Source organism: Aestuariimicrobium sp. Y1814, from assembly GCF_050113895.1.
GTDB lineage: Bacteria > Actinomycetota > Actinomycetes > Propionibacteriales > Propionibacteriaceae > Aestuariimicrobium.
The window spans coordinates 22604-38039 of sequence record NZ_JBNJRW010000007.1; the positions used below are offsets into that span (position 1 = coordinate 22604).

Sequence of the window (15436 nt, forward strand, 5' to 3'; positions counted from 1 at the left end):
GCGGCACCCCGCCCTCAACCTCAGCCGGCGAGGGCAGTGATGTGGGTGGTGGGGTCGTTGATCATCCAGGATCCGGTGGGGGTGACGAGGTAGCTGAACCCGAGGGGTGAGGTCCAGATGAACACTCCGGGGTGGAGTTGTTCGAGGTGCCAGCCACCGTGGGTTTTCGCGCGGTGGACCCGCCGGGACAACGGCCCGAGGTTGTCCGCCCTGGTGAGTCCGCGGGTGGGGGTCCAGGGGGTGGTGTGGTCCAGGTCGAGGCCCGGGGACAGGCGGCTGGAGAACGGGAACACCTCGTAGGGGTTGCGCAGTTCCACGGCCCGGCGCATGTTCGGTGGGCATTCGTAGGAATCCACCGGCACCTGGTTGCCCGCGTCGAGGACCGGGCGCACCTTCACGCGACTGTGGCCGACCAGGGTCTTCACCCAGCCGGCGAGCAGGGGGCCGACCTGTTCACTGCGGGCCACCCCGGCACCGTCGCGGAGGACCTGGTCGGTCAGGTGCACCACCACCTCGACGGTGGGCAGCAGTTTCGCCGGGTCGGTGGTGATGGTGCCGCACTCATGCCCGGCCCACCCGGCCATCGGGCACGACGGGTCCAGGGTGGGCAGCCGATCAGCCACCTCGGCCTGCAGGAGTTGCAGGGTGTAGGCGGGGCTGGCCAACAACCCCAGGGCTTGCGCCTGCCGGAACTCCAGCGACTCCAACGGTGCGTCGGGGTCACGGGGGCACTTGCCCAGGATCACCGCCAACTGCTGGATGCGGGCCTTCAACGCGACCGCCTCCCCGGCGGGGAGGGTCGCGAAGACCCGGGTGAACCCGGCCACGGGTTCCTCGAACACCACCCCGCACTGCTTCTTCAACTCCTCATGCCGGGTTTCCGCCTGCTGGGGGTGGAGGTCGGTGACCCGGCCCTTCACGTACTTCAACAACCGGCGTCGCGACCACACCATGAGCAACGGGGTGATCTCCCCATCCAGTTGGAGGGCCTCCCCATAGGGCAGGGAACGGATGGCGTCAGCCAGGTCGACCGCGGCCCAGACCCGGAACCGGCCGGCCATCACCGCCTGCCACACACCGGGCAGCCGGTGCCGCACCGCCAACGCGTCCCCGATCTGGCAACGGACCTGGTGCTCGTCCAACCTCAACGCCGCAGCAACCTCGAGGACGCAGAACTCGGCCACCAACGGGGTTCCGTCCCCACCCCACTGCAGCATCCGTTCCGTGCCGGCCAACACCGGCCCACCATCATGGGGTGGCGTGGTGTACTCATCGGCGAACTCCGCCCACACCCGGAACCGGGTCGCCTCAGCCCGCCACACCGCCTGATTCGCCACCGCCAACTCCGCGAGTTTCCCCCGCGCCCTCGCCGCATCAAACTGCGCAACCTGCGCCATCATCGTCCCCGATCACCATTGATTCGAACTGATGATCCATTCTCCCCCGGGGGTCCGACAAAACTTGCAGAGCGCCCAACCCAGGGCGGCCCGGCCACTCAGTAGTAGTACGGGAACGCAGACCAGTCGGGGGCGCGCTTCTCCAGGAAGGAGTCGCGGCCCTCCACCGCTTCATCGGTCATGTAGGCCAGCCGCGTCGTCTCCCCGGCGAAGACCTGCTGGCCGACCAGGCCGTCGTCCACGGCGTTGAAGGCGAACTTCAGCATCCGCTGGGCCGTGGGTGACTTGCCGCAGATCTTCGAGGCCCACTCCAGGCCGACGGTTTCCAGTTCGGCATGCGGCACCACCCGGTTGACCATGCCCATCCGGTGGGCGTCCTCGGCGGTGTGCACATCCCCCAGGAAGAAGATCTCGCGCGCGAACTTCTGGCCGACCTGCCGCGCCAGGTACGCCGAACCGTAACCGGCATCAAACGACCCGACATCGGCGTCGGTCTGCTTGAACAGGGCGTGCTCCGCGCTGGCCAGGGTCAGGTCGCTGACCACGTGCAGCGAGTGCCCACCGCCGGCCGCCCAGCCGTTGACCAGGGCGATCACCACCTTGGGCATGAACCTGATCTGGCGCTGCACCTCCAGGATGTGCAACCGGCCACCCTCGGCCGCAGCCCGGCGTGCATCCACGGTGTCGGCAGTCTCACCATCGGCGTACTGGTAGCCCGAGCGACCACGAATCCGCTGGTCACCCCCCGAACAGAAAGCCCACCCGCCGTCCTTGGCCGAGGGCCCATTGCCGGTCAGCAGCACACAACCGACATCGGACGACCGCCGCGCATGCTCCAGCGCCTGGCTCAGCTCGTCCACGGTGTGCGGCCGGAACGCATTGCGCACCTCGGGCCGGTCGAAGGCAATCCGCACCGCGGGCACCTGCTTGGCGCGGTGGTAGGTGATGTCGGTGAACTCGAACCCCGGCACCACGTCCCACAGTTCCGGATTGAACGGATTGGACTCAGCACTCATGCAGCCGAGCCTAGCGATCGGGCAGACTGGGCCACGAAGGCACACCAATCACAGGAGCATCATGGGCACTCTGGCCGGAATGGGCGCGATCCTCGACGAGTCCGGGGCGGGTTTCCGCGTCTGGGCCCCCAACGCCGACACCGTCCAAGTGGTCGGCGATTTCAACAACTGGGACGACACCGCCAACCCGCTCGAGCTGGAAGGTGACAACGGCTACTGGTACGGCTACGTCGCCGGCGCCGAGGCCGGCCACGAGTACCGCTTCAACCTCACCAACGGCGAGCAGCAGTTGTCGAAGATCGACCCCTACGCCCAGCAGGTGACCAGCTCGGTCGGCAACGGCATCATCGTCGACCATTCCACCTTCGACTGGCAAGGTGACACCTTCGAGACCCCCCACCACAACAACCTGGTCATCTACGAGATGCACGCCGGCACCTTCGTCTCCCCCGACGGCGGCGTGGGCACCCTCGAAGACGTCCTCAGTGGCCTCGACCACCTCGACCGGCTGGGCATCAACTGCATCGAACTGATGCCGGTCATGGAGTTCGCCGGCGACTACTCCTGGGGCTACAACCCGGCCCACATCTTCGCGGTCGAGTCGGCCTACGGCGGCCCCGACGCCCTCAAGCTGCTGGTCCGCGAGGCCCACAAGCGGGGCATCTCGGTGATCATCGACGTCGTCTACAACCACTTCGGCCCCAGCGACCTGGACCTGTGGCAGTTCGACGGCTGGTCCGAGAACGACAAGGGCGGCATCTACTTCTACAACGACTGGCGCTCCTCGACCCCGTGGGGCGACACCCGTCCTGACTACGGACGAGGTGAGGTGCGCCAGTTCATCCGCGACAACGCGCTGATGTGGATGCGCGAGTACCACGTGCAGGGCCTGCGCTACGACATGACGCCCTACATGCGCTCGGTCAACGGTTCCGGCTGGGAGATCCCCGACGGCTGGTCCCTCTCGCGCTGGGTCAACGACGAGGTCCGCAAGGAGTACCCCAACGCCATCCTGATCGCCGAGGACCTGCACGGGGTCGCCGCGGTGACCTCCACCGGCGAGGACGGCGCCGCCTTCAGCGCGCAGTGGGACACCCACTTCGTCCACCCGATCCGCGCCGCGATCACCCAGATCAACGACCACGACCGCGACATCGAGTCGGTCCGCAACGCCATCACCTACAGCTACGGCGACGCCTTCGCGCGCGTGGTCTACACCGAGTCCCACGACGAGGTCGCCAACGGCAAGGCGCGCGTCGTCGAAGAGATCAACCCGGACGACAACGGTGACTGGTTCGCCAAGAAGCGCTCCACCCTCGGTGCCGCGCTGGTGCTCACCTCACCGGGCATGCCAATGCTCTTCCAGGGCCAGGAGTTCCTCGAGGGTGACTGGTTCCGCGACGACGTGCCCCTCGACTGGGACCTGCTCGAGGACTACCACGGCATCGCCCGCCTCTACCGCGACCTCATCCGCCTGCGCCTGAACACCGACGGGGTGAGCAAGGGCCTGATGGGCCAGCACACCCAGGTGCTGCATGCCCACCCCGACAACAAGGTCTTCGCCTTCCACCGCTGGATGGACGGCGGCCCCGGCGACGACACCGTCGTGGTGGTCAACCTGCAGAACAAGCTGTGGACCGGCTACCGGTTCGGCATGCCCGGGCGCCACGAGTGGACGCTGCGGCTCAACTCCGACTCGCGGATCTACTCCGACAAGTTCAACGACACCCCGGCCTTCGACATGGTCTCCGACGGTGACCCGCAGGACGGCCTGTCGGCCAGCGCCTCGGTCGACCTGGCCCCCTACGGGGTGCTCGTCTACACCCGCAGCTGAGCCGTGAGCACCGACGGGCACGACCGGCACCTGCGGGTGGGCACCTCCCAGCGGGAGCTCGCCCTCGAGATCCTGCGCAACGCCGCCGCCGAGGACAAACTCACCTTCGACGAACTCGAAGCGCGGGTGCCGCGTGCCCTGGGCGCGGTCACCCGCGCCGACCTGGTCGAGGTGCTCAACGACCTGGTGGCCTCGGCCGAGATCGACGAGGTGCTCGGCACCGCTGTCACGATCGGCGAGGGCCCCGGCTACACCTGGGATGAACCCCTGGTCTTCGAGAGCAAGGGGTGGAGCCTGATGACCATCGCCGGCCCTTGGGTCGTGCCACCCTTCCTCGAGGTGCACTGCAGCATCGGCGGGCTGCGGATCGACTTCAGCGAAGCCCGCGCCACGAGTCGGATCATCGACCTGGTGGTGATGGCTTCCTCCTACGGCAGCACCACCATCATCGTCCCCGAGGGCTGGGGCGTCGACTCCGCCGCCTACCAGACCGACGTCAACAACTTCACCAGCGCGGGTGTGCGCACCCGTCCTGACAAGGGCTTTCCCCGGGTGATCGTGCGGGGGCGCACCAACGGCACCGTGCAGGTGCGCCACCCCAAACCCTCTGACGTGAAGCACGCCGCCAAGGTCGCGGCCAAGGGCAAGCTGGCCCTGCCGGCCCCGCCCCGCGCACCGGCCTAGTAGTCGCGGACGAGCGCGGCCGCCGCCCGGCGCAGGTTCTGCTCCGCCCCGGCCAGCGCTTCCGGGAGCGGGGTGCCGGGCGGGGTGATCGCGCTGGCCCCGGCGATGCCGTGCTCGCGCAGCACCTGCTCGTCCATCGCCCCCACCCGCCCGGCCAGCACGTGGCAGGCGGTCTGGTGCCGGGCGGCCATCCGGGCGATGCCCTGGACGACCTTGCCCTGCAGGGACTGTTCGTCGAAGGACCCTTCACCGGTGATCACGAGGTCGGCCACCGCCACCGCCTGCTCGAGGTCGAGCAGTTCGGCGACCAGCTCGAGACCCGGGCGCGGGTTCGCGCCGACCACCAGCAGCGCCCACCCCAGCCCGCCGGCGGCACCGGCGCCCGGGACCGCGGACAGTGACTGGTCCTGCTGGGCCTCGACGAGGAAGGCCAGGTTGGCGAGCAGTTGGTCCAGTTCCTCGACCTGCTCTGGGGTGGCCCCCTTCTGCGGCCCGAACGTGGCCGAGGCCCCCGCAGGCCCCACCAGCGGTGAGGTCACGTCTGAAGCCATCACCAGTTGCACCTGCCCGAGCCGCTCGTCCAGGGTGTCGAGGTCGACCTGGTGCAGCCCCCGCAGCTTCGCTGGCGTGGGTTCCAGCACCAGCCCGGCCGCATCCAGGAACCGGGCGCCCAAGCTGGCCAGCATCCCGGCTCCACCGTCATTGGTCGCGGTGCCGCCCAGCCCCAGCACGATCTGCAGGCAGCCCTGTTCGATCGCCGCCAGCACCAGCTGGCCCACCCCGCGAGTGTCGCTGTCCATGATGCGCCGCTCGTCGGGGGCGATGTCGGCCAGGCCGACGACCTTGGCCACCTCGATGATGGCCCGGGCCCCGCTCTGCAGCCACTCGGCCTCAACGTCCTCGCCGAGCGCGTTGCTCACCGGGGTGCGGTGGCGCACCACCTGGTCGTCGGCCAGCACGTCCAGCAGTCCTTCGCCGCCGTCCGAGACCGGCGCCAGGACGACCTCGGCGTCCGGTCGGGTCTCAAGCACCCCCGCGCGGATCGCGGCGGCGGCCTCGGCCGCGCTCATCGATTCCTTGAAGCTGTCAGGGGCGGCCACCACGCGCAGGGTCATGGGCCGAGTCAACCACGTGCGACCGTCGTCCGGGTGTGAGATTTCCCATAGCAGCGTTATCAGTCCTTGACCCTGCGCGCAACCCGGCGCCGCGGACGAGCCCCTCGTCCCGACGCGGCAATGAGAACGCCCCCGGACCGTGGAGACGGTGACCGGGGGCGGCTGGTGAGCGCGCTCGGAGGGATTCGAACCCCCAACCTTCTGATCCGTAGTCAGATGCTCTATCCGTTGAGCCACGAGCGCAGGTGGCGTGTTGCCAAGAGAAGACCATACTACGGGTCCCTCCCCTCAACCAAATCAGGTCCCAGGCAGCCGCAACACACGGAATCGGAAAACTGGCTTTCCGAGCTTATGGTGAGGATCACAAGGCCTCTCGAGGTGAAGAGAAATTCCACACACCGCCGTGTCAGGAGAAGCAATGACCACCGTCGCCCCCAGCCCGTCCACCGCCCCCGTCATCGGCAACGTCCCCGACTTCCCGCGCCTTGTCGCCTGGGTCAATGAGGTTGCCGACCTCACCAAGCCTGCCGCCATCCGCTACTGCGACGGCTCCCCCGAGGAGTACGCCGAACTCGTCGACGAACTCGTCGCCGCCGGTACCGTCATCCGGCTCAACGACGAGCTGATGCCGAACTCCATCTACTCGGTCACCGACCCCAACGACGTCGCCCGCGTCGAGGACCGTACCTACATCTGCTCGGTCGACGAGGCCGACGCCGGCCCCACCAACAACTGGATGGCCCCGGCCGAGATGAAGAAGATCATGACCGAGCTGTACGACGGCTGCATGGAGGGGCGCACGATGTACGTGATGCCCTTCTGCATGGGCCCGCTCACCGCGCCCGACGCCAAGTTCGGGGTCGAGATCTCCGACTCGGCCTACGTCGTGCTGTCGATGAACGTGATGACCCGCATGGGTGATGCCGCTCTGGCCGAGATGATCCGCCGCGATGCCGAGTTCGTGCCGGCGCTGCACTCGGTCGGCTACCCGCTGCCCGAGGGCACCGAGGACGTGCCCTGGCCGTGCAGCGACACCAAGTACATCACCCACTTCCCCGAGGAGCGCACCATCTGGAGCTACGGCTCCGGCTACGGCGGCAACTCGCTGCTGGGCAAGAAGTGCTACTCGCTGCGCATCGCCTCGGCCATGGGTCGCGACGAGGGCTGGCTGGCCGAGCACATGCTGATCATCAAGGTGACCAGCCCCGAGGGCAAGCAGTACCACCTCAGCGCTGCCTTCCCGAGCGCTTGCGGCAAGACCAACCTGGCCATGCTCGAGCCCACCATCCCCGGCTGGAAGGTCGAGACCATCGGCGACGACATCGCCTGGCTGCGCTTCGGTGAGGACGGCCGCCTCTACGCCACCAACCCCGAGTTCGGCCTGTTCGGTGTGGCCCCTGGCACCGGTGAGGAGACCAACCCCAACGCGATGGCCACCATCGCCAAGGGCAACAACATCTTCACCAACGTGGCACTCACCGACGACGGTTCGGTCTGGTGGGAGGGCATGACCCGCCAGAAGCCGACCCACCTGACCGACTGGAAGGGCGGGGACTGGACCCCCGACAGCCCCGAGAAGGCCGCCCACCCCAACAGCCGCTTCTGCACCCCGATCGGCCAGGGCCCGAGCGTCTCGCCCGACTTCGACAACCCCCAGGGTGTGCCGCTGGACGCCATCATCTTCGGCGGACGACGCGCCAACACCGTCCCGCTGGTGATGCAGTCACGCGACTGGGCCAACGGTGTCTTCATGGGCGCGACCTGCTCGTCCGAGACCACCGCTGCGGCCACCGGCAAGGTGGGCGTGCTGCGTCGCGACCCGATGGCCATGCTGCCCTTCCTCGGCTACCACATCGGTGACTACCTGCAGCACTGGCTCGACATGGGCGAGCGCGGCGGCGACAAGATGCCGGCGATCTTCTACGTCAACTGGTTCCGCAAGGACGAGCAGGGCAACTTCATGTGGCCCGGCTTCGGTGAGAACAGCCGCGTGGTCAAGTGGATCATCGACCGCCTCGAGGGCCGGGCCGGTGCCGAGGAGACCCCGGTCGGGCTGCTGCCCCGCGCCGAGGACTTCGACGTCGAGGGCCTCGACATCGACCTGGAGACCCTCAAGGCCGTGGGCAGCTACTCCCCCGAGGAGTGGAACGCCGAGGCGCCGCGGATCAAGGAGTGGCTCGACAGCCTGGGCGACAAGGTGCCGGCCGAGATGTACGAGCAGCTCAACCGCCTGACCGAAGCCCTCTGACCCACAGCAACGCAGAACGCCCGAGCCGAAAGGCTCGGGCGTTTTGTTGCGCGGAGGCGGCGGGATTTGAACCCGCGTGAGGCTTGTGGGCCTCTCCCGCTTAGCAGGCGGGCGCCATGGACCGGACTAGGCGACGCCTCCAACAGCCCACCACCCTACCGGGCGGTGGCGAGCAACTGCAAAAGCCCCCTACTTGGGGTTGTAGGCGCAGGCGTCGTCCAGGTCTTCGATCGGTTTCGGGGTGGGGGTTTCAGTCGTCGACGGGGTGTCACCCGGCTTGCTCACCGTCACCGTGGGGGTCGGCGTCTGGCTGGAGGGCACCATGGTCGGGGTCGGGGTGGGGGTGACCAGCGGCATGTCCGGCGGGGTGCCACCCAGGCCGGTGATCGCATCGGCGATCCGGCGCTGCATCATCTCGAAGTCGGGTTCGTAGGTCACGTAGCCGTTCTGGCCATGGACGAACAGCACCCGGCTCATCGAGCCGTCCTTGACCCGCTCGGCCAGGTCGACCAGGTGGGGCAGCATGTTCGAGGGAATGTCGGTGCTGACCGCATTGGTGCCAGCCCTCGCGATCGCCTCGTAGCGGGTCAGCATCGTCTGCGGGTCGGCCTGGTTGATCACCGCCTTGATCACGCACGACTGCCGGCTCATCCGGTCGAAGTCGGTCGACTCGGCACGGCTGCGGGCGTACCACATGGCGTAATAGCCCGACATCTTCTTGTTGGGGCCGGGCTCGATGTATTCCCGGGCCACCTGGCCCGACCGGCTGGCCACCGGGATGCGCTCGTTGACGTTCAGGGTCACCCCACCCATGGCGTCGATCAGCCCGACCAGGCCGTCGATGTTGAGGGCGACGAAGTAGTCGATCTTGAGCCCGAGCGCCCCCTGCATGCCGAGCTTGAGGGCATCGGCACCGGGGTAGTCGGTATTGGTGAACAGGTCGGGGTGCTCGGCCGGCACGTGCGCCCAGATCGCGTTGGCGAAGAAGGCCGCATTGTCACCCGAACCGTCGGTGTAGCCGTCGGGGTAGATCGCGGCCAGTTCCGAGCCCGGCGGGAACGGGGTCTTGGCCATGTTGCGCGGCACCTGGATCAGCACCATGTCGCCGGTCTGGGTGTCGATCGAGGCGACCATCATGGTGTCGGTGGACACGTCGGTCGGGGAGTACTCCCGCTCGGCGGACTGGTCCAGGCCGACCAGCAGGATGTTCAGCCGGGGGTGCTGCTTCCAGACCTCGTCCGAGGGCCGGTCGGTGTCGATCGTCGGACGAGTGCCCGAGTCCTTGTCGTCGTTGTCGCCGAAGACGCGCTTGATCAGGTTGGCCTGGTCCCAGGAGTAGCGGGCGCCGACGGCCAGCGGGGTCGACACCACGAACGCCAGCAGCCCCACCGCGATCGCGCCGACCACGCGCTGGGCGGTGGTCAGCCGGCGGGGCCGGGTGATCAGGTGGGTGCCCACGATGAGGGTGACCCACAGCAGGGCCAGCACGACCAGCGCGACGCACAGGGCCAGCAGGTCGCTGGTGCGGGTGGCCAGCTTGGCCGCTTCGAAGGGATCGCGAGCGACATAGATGACGACCGCCACCAGGCTGACCATGATCAGCACGAACAGCCCGATCCCCCACTTGCGCAGGCGGGTGGGCAGCAGCCCGAGCCCGGGCAGGAAAGCGCCCAGGGTCGTCCAGCCCAGCGACCTGGTGAACGGGTGCACCGGACGAGGCTCCGGGACCGGCTCGTCGGCGACAGCCTGGGAGACGTGGGTGGGTTCGTCCTCGTAGGAGGCCCTCCGCGGCTCCGAACCGGGACGGAAATAGGCGTCGTAGCCCTCACCCAGCGGGTGGTCCTGCTCGTCGCTCACTGTTGGTCTCCTGTCCACGGCACCTTTGAGCGTACCTGCACCACCCGCAGGCGCGCGCTCACAAGACGTTGCGGTAGCCGCGGCTCCTGTCGAGGCGGGTGACCAGGTCACGGGTCAGTGCCTGGAACTCGGGGTCGGTGGCCCCGCCGGGGCACCACAGGTGGGTCCGTTCGACCTCGCCGTGGCTGAAGACCAGCCGGGCCCCGTCATCGGCCAGCGCCACCCGGGTGACCTCGGCCCACTCGCCGCGCTTGTCGACGCCGGGCCCGTGGATGTGGAAGCCCTCGTCGTCCAGGTCGACGAAGGTGCGCATGCTGCGCATCGAGATGACCGCGGCCCCCACCAGCAGCACCGCCGCCACCAGCAGCACCATGCCGCCCACGAACACCGCCGCGGGCCAGCCATTGGCCCCGGCGAGCACCGCCACCAGCGCACCCACCACCGAGACCACGGCCGCGAGCACGAATGCTCGCAGCGGCAGCCTGGGCCTCAGGGTGTAGGTCTTCACGCGGCGAGGGTGGGATTCGAACCCACGGAGGTTGCCCTCGGCCGCTTTCAAGGCGGCTGCACTAGTCCACTATGCGACCTCGCCATCCGGGGGTAGCCCCGGCCGGACCATGCTACTCGATACCACCGTCACGAACGTGGCAGGCTGGGCCCATGCGCGCCATCAACGTTCGCCAGCCAGCACCGGGACAGACCGACTCCAAGGGCCGCCCCCTGCGCCCCGGCCCCGAGACCCTGTTCGTCGACGAGGTCGAACAGCCCACCCCCGGCCCCGGGGAAGTCCTGGTCCGCACCGTCGCCGCCGGGGTCAACCGGGCCGACCTGCTGCAACGCCAGGGCCTCTACCCGCCACCGAAGGGCATCACCGACATCATCGGCCTCGAGGCGGCCGGCATCGTCGAGACCCTCGGTGAGGGTGTCGATTCCTGGCAGGTCGGCGATGAGGTCGTCGCGCTGCTGTCGGGCGGCGGCTACGCCGAGTACTTCGTGGCCCCCGCCGGTCAGTTGGTCGCCCCGCCGAAGGGCACCGACCTGGTCACCGCCGCCACCCTGCTCGAGGTCGCCGCCACGGTCGTGTCCAACATGGACCATGTGCACCTCACCGAGGGGGAGACCTTCCTCGTCCATGGTGGTGCCGGCGGCATCGGCAGCTTCGCGATCCAGTACGCGAAGGCGCTCGACTGCCGGGTCGCGGTGACTGCGGGTACGCAGGCCAAGCGCGACTACTGCCGCGAGCTGGGTGCCGACATCGCCCTGGACTACCACGAGGACTGGCTGGCCGACCTGCGCGAGGCCACCGACGGCCACGGCGCCGACGTGATCCTCGACATCATGGGCGCGAAGTACCTCGGCCTCAACGTGTCGGCGCTGGCCGCCGACGGGCGGCTGGTCATCATCGGCATGCAGGGTGGCACCAAGGGTGAGCTGGACATCGCCCAGCTGTTGTCCAAGCGCGGCACCGTCACCGCCACCAGCCTGCGGTTCCGCAGCGTCGAGCAGAAGTCCGAGATCGCCGCCCGGGTCGCCGAGACCGTGTGGCCGCTGGTCGAGCGCGGCACCATCGTGGCCGCCCCGGTCGAGCAGTTCGCCTTCGAGGATGCTGCCGGCGCGCACGCGCGCCTGGGTTCGGGTGAGGTGAGCGGCAAGCTCGTCCTGACCTTCTGAGGGTTCAGCCCAGGGGCAGCCGGACGAGCACCTGGGTGCCCCCGAAGCGTCGCGGGGCCAGTTCGATGCTGCCCCCGTGGGCCTCGATGATCGTGCGGGCCACGCACAGCCCCAGCCCGCTGCCAGCGGCCGGGTCGAGGGTGTCGGGCCGGGCATTGCCGGCCCGGACGAACCTGTCGAAGACCTGGTGGTGCTCACCGTCGGGAATGCCGACCCCGTTGTCGGTGACCTCGATGACCAGGTCCGGCCCGGCGACCACGCTCGCCACCTCGACCAGTCCACCGTCACGGCAGGCCTCGACCGCATTGCAGACGACCTCGTCCAGTGCCCGGTCGATGCGGGCGACGTCCACGGGGATGGTGGCCGCGGCCACGTCGTGCAGCACCACCCGCTGGGGGCTGTGCGGGCCGAGTGCCTCGGTCCAGCGGACGACGGCGTCGCGCACCAGGTCGTCAGCCGCTACCGGTCGCGGCCTGACGAAGTCGGGCTGGCGGGCCCGGTTGAGCACCACCATCGCCGAGACGGCCCGTTCCAGCCGCTCCACCTCACCCAGCGCCAACCCGGTGCGCACGATGTGGATGATGTCGGCCGAGTACTCCTGTTCGGCGGCCAGCGCGGCCAGGGCCTCCTGCTCGGCGGCACCCGGTCGTGGGCTGGAGCGGGCGGCGAGGGCTCGGCTCAGCAGCGCGGTCACCGCCAGTGCCACGACGGCCAGCGCGGTGACCAGCAGCAGGTGGCGGCGCAGGTCGTCCTGGTCGGTGCGGTGGAAGTGCACCAGGGTGACCTGGTCGGTGCTCGCCCCCACCTGCACGGGGTGGGTGGCCCAGCTCAGCGTGCCGACCCCGGCGAAGCGCTCCCTGCCCGACGACCCGGGAGCGGTGACCTGTTCGCGAGCCGCCGGGGGCAGTTCCTGCCAGGCGAGCGCCCCGGAGCCCAGCGCCTGCCCGAGCTCACCGGCGGCCCCACCGACCACCAGTTGCCCACGGCCACTGGTGTGGGAAGCGATGAACACCTCGATGAAACCGGCCGCATCCGCGAACGGTGCCCCGGTCCGTGGGTCGACGGCGTCGGAGGCCAACGCGTTCAGCGCTGTCGCCTGCTCGTCCAGTGCCCGTCGTGCCGAGGCGTTCAGGTCGGCCCGCAGCACGAGCCCGAGCCCAACGACCAACAGCACCAGGGCCAGCGCGGCCGCCCCGATGCGTGAGAGGTCCTGCCGTGTCATGTCGGTCCCCCTTCCCACCGTCGAACCTAGGTGGGGGTGATGGGCCGCAGGTGAGGACTTCGTGAGAGACCTCTCACCTGCTGCGGTACGCTCACGGAGTGTCCAAAGTCCTGACTTCAATTCCGGCCGGCGAACGCGTCGGCATCGCTTTCTCCGGTGGCCTCGACACCTCGGTGGCGGTCGCCTGGATGCGTGAGAAGGGTGCGATCCCCTGCACCTACACCGGTCAGCTCGGCCAGTACGACGAGCCCGACATCGACTCAGTGCCCGGGCGCGCCATGCAGTACGGCGCTGAACTGTCCCGCCTGGTCGACTGCCGTGAATCGCTGGTCGAGGAGGGCTTCTCGGCGCTGGCCTGTGGGGCCTTCCACATCCGCTCGGGTGGTCGTCCGTACTTCAACACCACCCCGCTGGGGCGTGCGGTCACCGGCACCATGCTGGTGCGCGCGATGGCCGAGGACGACGTGAACGTGTGGGGCGACGGTTCGACCTACAAGGGCAATGACATCGAGCGGTTCTACCGCTACGGCCTGCTCGCCAACCCCAGCCTGCGCATCTACAAGCCGTGGCTGGACGAAGCCTTCGTCAGCGAGCTGGGTGGTCGCCACGAGATGAGCCAGTGGCTCACCGAACGTGACCTGCCCTACCGCGACTCGCAGGAGAAGGCCTACTCGACCGACGCGAACATCTGGGGGGCGACCCACGAGGCCAAGACCCTGGAGCACCTCGACGTCTCGCTCGAGACCGTCGAGCCGATCATGGGCGTCAAGTTCTGGGACCCGAGCGTGGTCATCGACACCGAGGACGTCACCATCACCTTCACCCAGGGCCGCCCGACCGCCATCAACGGACGCGAGCTGTCGCCGGTCGACCTGGTGATGACCGCCAACGAGATCGGTGGGCGCCACGGGCTGGGCATGACCGACCAGATCGAGAACCGCATCATCGAGGCCAAGAGCCGCGGCATCTACGAGGCCCCCGGCATGGCGTTGCTGTTCATCGCCTACGAGCGGCTGCTGAACGCCATCCACAATGAGGACACGCTGGCCAACTACCACTCCCAGGGCCTGCGGCTGGGCCGGCTGCTGTACGAGGGCCGTTGGCTCGACCCGCAGTCGCTGATGCTGCGTGAGTCGATCACCCGCTGGGTGGCCAGCGCGGTCACCGGCACGGTGACGCTGCGGCTGCGGCGCGGCGACGACTACACCATCCTCAACACCGAGGGCCCCTACCTGAGCTACCACCCCGACCGGTTGTCGATGGAGCGGGTCAACGACGCCGCCTTCGGCCCGACCGACCGCATCGGCCAGCTCACCATGCGCAACCTCGACATCGCCGACACCCGCGAGAAGCTCGAGATCTACGCCACCCAGGGCCAGCTCGGCGGCACCCACGCCACCCTGGTCGGCGAGCTCGACCAGGGCCGGGCCGCGGCGATCCCCAGCATCGGCATGGGCCCCGAGGACGAGGACGCCTTGGACCGCGCGGCCATGGAGTTCGGCACCGACTGAGGGGTCGCTCGGGGGTCACTCGGGGTCGCACCCGACAGACACCGGCGGGGGCGGGGACAAGGATCAGTGGTGTGAACACCACCGCGAGCACTCCCCACTCCTTGTCCCCCGCCGCCGCCGTTGAAAACCTCACCAAGACCTACGGGTCGGGCGATGCCCGGGTCGTCGCCCTGGACGGGGTCTCGGTCGAGATCCTGACCGGGCAGTTGACCGCCGTCATGGGCCCCTCGGGCTCCGGCAAGTCCACCCTGATGCACTGCATGGCCGGCCTCGACCGGCCGACCTCGGGCCGGGCGCTGCTCGGCTCCACCGACGTCGCCACCCTGAAGGACCGCCAGCTCACCAAGCTGCGCCGCGAGCGGATCGGGTTCATCTTCCAGCAGTTCAACCTGGTGCCCACGCTGAGCGCCGAGGAGAACATCCTGCTGCCGCTGTCGATTGCCGGGCGCAAGCCTGACCCCGACTGGTACGCCGAGGTGATCGAGGCGGTCGCCCTGGCCGACCGGCTGACCCACAAGCCTTCCGAGTTGTCCGGTGGCCAGCAGCAGCGCGTGGCCTGCGCCCGCGCCCTGGCCGGTCGTCCCGACGTGATCTTCGCCGACGAACCGACCGGCAACCTCGACTCGGTCAGCGCCACCGAGATCCTCGAGTTCCTGCGTCGTTCGGTGGACGATCTGGGTCGCACCGTGGTCATGGTCACCCACGACCCCTACTCGGCCTCCTACGCCGACCGCGCCCTGTTCCTGGCTGACGGCCAGATCGTCGACGACGTCACCGAACCCACCCACGAGGTGGTGCTGGAGACCATGGCCCGGCTCGACCCGCGCCGTTCCCGCAGCACCCGTGGCCGCGCCGGGCTCGAAGTCCTGGTGGGTGCCTGA

At 68.9% G+C, this 15436-nt stretch carries 12 protein-coding genes and 3 tRNA genes; 6 read left to right on the forward strand and 9 right to left on the reverse strand.

All coding sequences use genetic code 11. The features are described 5' to 3' along the window. Window positions 1-20: 20 nt before the first annotated feature. Together ACQE3C_RS09435 and ACQE3C_RS09440 are read right to left on the reverse strand one after the other, a co-directional pair. Complete coding sequence (locus ACQE3C_RS09435) at window positions 21-1337, reverse strand: DUF222 domain-containing protein (RefSeq protein WP_434538936.1); 1317 nt, start codon at window positions 1335-1337, stop codon at window positions 21-23. 158 nt (window positions 1338-1495) lie between these two features. Beyond that, a complete protein-coding gene (locus tag ACQE3C_RS09440; RefSeq protein WP_434538937.1) occupies window positions 1496-2413 on the reverse strand; it encodes a 1,4-dihydroxy-2-naphthoyl-CoA synthase in 918 nt (305 codons plus the stop codon). A gap of 61 nt (window positions 2414-2474) precedes the next feature. Here ACQE3C_RS09440 and ACQE3C_RS09445 point away from each other — a divergent pair, with 61 nt between their 5' ends. Both ACQE3C_RS09445 and ACQE3C_RS09450 read left to right on the forward strand, forming a co-directional pair. Next, the gene (locus ACQE3C_RS09445) at window positions 2475-4247 is read left to right on the forward strand and encodes an alpha-amylase family glycosyl hydrolase (protein ID WP_434538938.1); all 1773 of its coding nucleotides are present in this window, start codon (window positions 2475-2477) and stop codon (window positions 4245-4247) included. A 3-nt stretch (window positions 4248-4250) separates the two neighbouring features. Next, window positions 4251-4931 (forward strand): DUF1707 SHOCT-like domain-containing protein, encoded by a 681-nt coding sequence (locus tag ACQE3C_RS09450; protein ID WP_434538939.1) that lies wholly within the window; start codon window positions 4251-4253, stop codon window positions 4929-4931. On the opposite strand, the gene ACQE3C_RS09455 is transcribed toward ACQE3C_RS09450, so the two are convergent. Both ACQE3C_RS09455 and ACQE3C_RS09460 read right to left on the reverse strand, forming a co-directional pair. After that, window positions 4928-6046, reverse strand: coding sequence for a glycerate kinase (locus tag ACQE3C_RS09455; protein WP_434538940.1), 1119 nt, complete (start codon window positions 6044-6046; stop codon window positions 4928-4930). The genes ACQE3C_RS09450 and ACQE3C_RS09455 overlap by 4 nt on opposite strands. 170 nt (window positions 6047-6216) lie before the next feature. Then, window positions 6217-6289, reverse strand: a tRNA-Arg gene (locus tag ACQE3C_RS09460). A 175-nt stretch (window positions 6290-6464) separates the two neighbouring features. On the opposite strand from ACQE3C_RS09460, the gene ACQE3C_RS09465 reads away from it, so the two are divergent. Then, on the forward strand, window positions 6465-8294 hold the full coding sequence (locus ACQE3C_RS09465) for a phosphoenolpyruvate carboxykinase (GTP) (RefSeq protein WP_434538941.1): 1830 nt from the start codon (window positions 6465-6467) through the stop codon (window positions 8292-8294). Between the two features lie 51 nt (window positions 8295-8345). On the opposite strand, the gene ACQE3C_RS09470 is transcribed toward ACQE3C_RS09465, so the two are convergent. The 4 genes from ACQE3C_RS09470 to ACQE3C_RS09485 form a co-directional block, all read right to left on the reverse strand. Beyond that, window positions 8346-8435, reverse strand: a tRNA-Ser gene (locus ACQE3C_RS09470). A 48-nt stretch (window positions 8436-8483) separates the two neighbouring features. After that, window positions 8484-10151: an LCP family glycopolymer transferase gene (locus ACQE3C_RS09475; protein ID WP_434538942.1), complete on the reverse strand. Its 1668-nt coding sequence runs from the start codon at window positions 10149-10151 to the stop codon at window positions 8484-8486. Between the two features lie 58 nt (window positions 10152-10209). Next, window positions 10210-10659 carry a hypothetical protein gene (locus tag ACQE3C_RS09480; RefSeq protein ID WP_434538943.1) on the reverse strand — a complete coding sequence of 150 codons (450 nt, stop codon included), beginning with the start codon at window positions 10657-10659 and terminating at the stop codon, window positions 10210-10212. Between the two features lies 1 nt (window position 10660). Then, window positions 10661-10743: transfer RNA gene (locus ACQE3C_RS09485), tRNA-Ser, on the reverse strand. A gap of 68 nt (window positions 10744-10811) precedes the next feature. Here ACQE3C_RS09485 and ACQE3C_RS09490 point away from each other — a divergent pair. Beyond that, window positions 10812-11822, forward strand: coding sequence for an NAD(P)H-quinone oxidoreductase (locus ACQE3C_RS09490; RefSeq protein WP_434538944.1), 1011 nt, complete (start codon window positions 10812-10814; stop codon window positions 11820-11822). A gap of 4 nt (window positions 11823-11826) precedes the next feature. Here ACQE3C_RS09490 and ACQE3C_RS09495 read toward each other — a convergent pair whose 3' ends face one another. Then, window positions 11827-13044, reverse strand: a complete 1218-nt coding sequence (locus tag ACQE3C_RS09495) for a sensor histidine kinase (RefSeq protein ID WP_434538945.1) — start codon at window positions 13042-13044, stop codon at window positions 11827-11829. A 98-nt stretch (window positions 13045-13142) separates the two neighbouring features. Here ACQE3C_RS09495 and argG point away from each other — a divergent pair, with 98 nt between their 5' ends. Together argG and ACQE3C_RS09505 are read left to right on the forward strand one after the other, a co-directional pair. Next, entirely contained in the window at window positions 13143-14555 is a 1413-nt protein-coding gene (gene argG / locus ACQE3C_RS09500) for an argininosuccinate synthase (protein ID WP_434538946.1), read from the forward strand. Window positions 14556-14656: 101 nt separating this feature from the next. Continuing rightward, entirely contained in the window at window positions 14657-15436 is a 780-nt protein-coding gene (locus ACQE3C_RS09505; RefSeq protein WP_434539053.1) for an ABC transporter ATP-binding protein, read from the forward strand.

What these genes read in the sequence shown, in the direction of transcription:
- ACQE3C_RS09440 (WP_434538937.1), bottom strand. Translation starts at nt 2,413, where the DNA reads ATGAGTGCTGAGTCCAATCCGTTCAATCCGGAACTGTGGGACGTGGTG.
- ACQE3C_RS09445 (WP_434538938.1), top strand. Translation starts at nt 2,475, where the DNA reads ATGGGCACTCTGGCCGGAATGGGCGCGATCCTCGACGAGTCCGGGGCG.
- ACQE3C_RS09455 (WP_434538940.1), bottom strand. Translation starts at nt 6,046, where the DNA reads ATGACCCTGCGCGTGGTGGCCGCCCCTGACAGCTTCAAGGAATCGATG.
- ACQE3C_RS09465 (WP_434538941.1), top strand. Translation starts at nt 6,465, where the DNA reads ATGACCACCGTCGCCCCCAGCCCGTCCACCGCCCCCGTCATCGGCAAC.
- ACQE3C_RS09490 (WP_434538944.1), top strand. Translation starts at nt 10,812, where the DNA reads ATGCGCGCCATCAACGTTCGCCAGCCAGCACCGGGACAGACCGACTCC.
- ACQE3C_RS09495 (WP_434538945.1), bottom strand. Translation starts at nt 13,044, where the DNA reads ATGACACGGCAGGACCTCTCACGCATCGGGGCGGCCGCGCTGGCCCTG.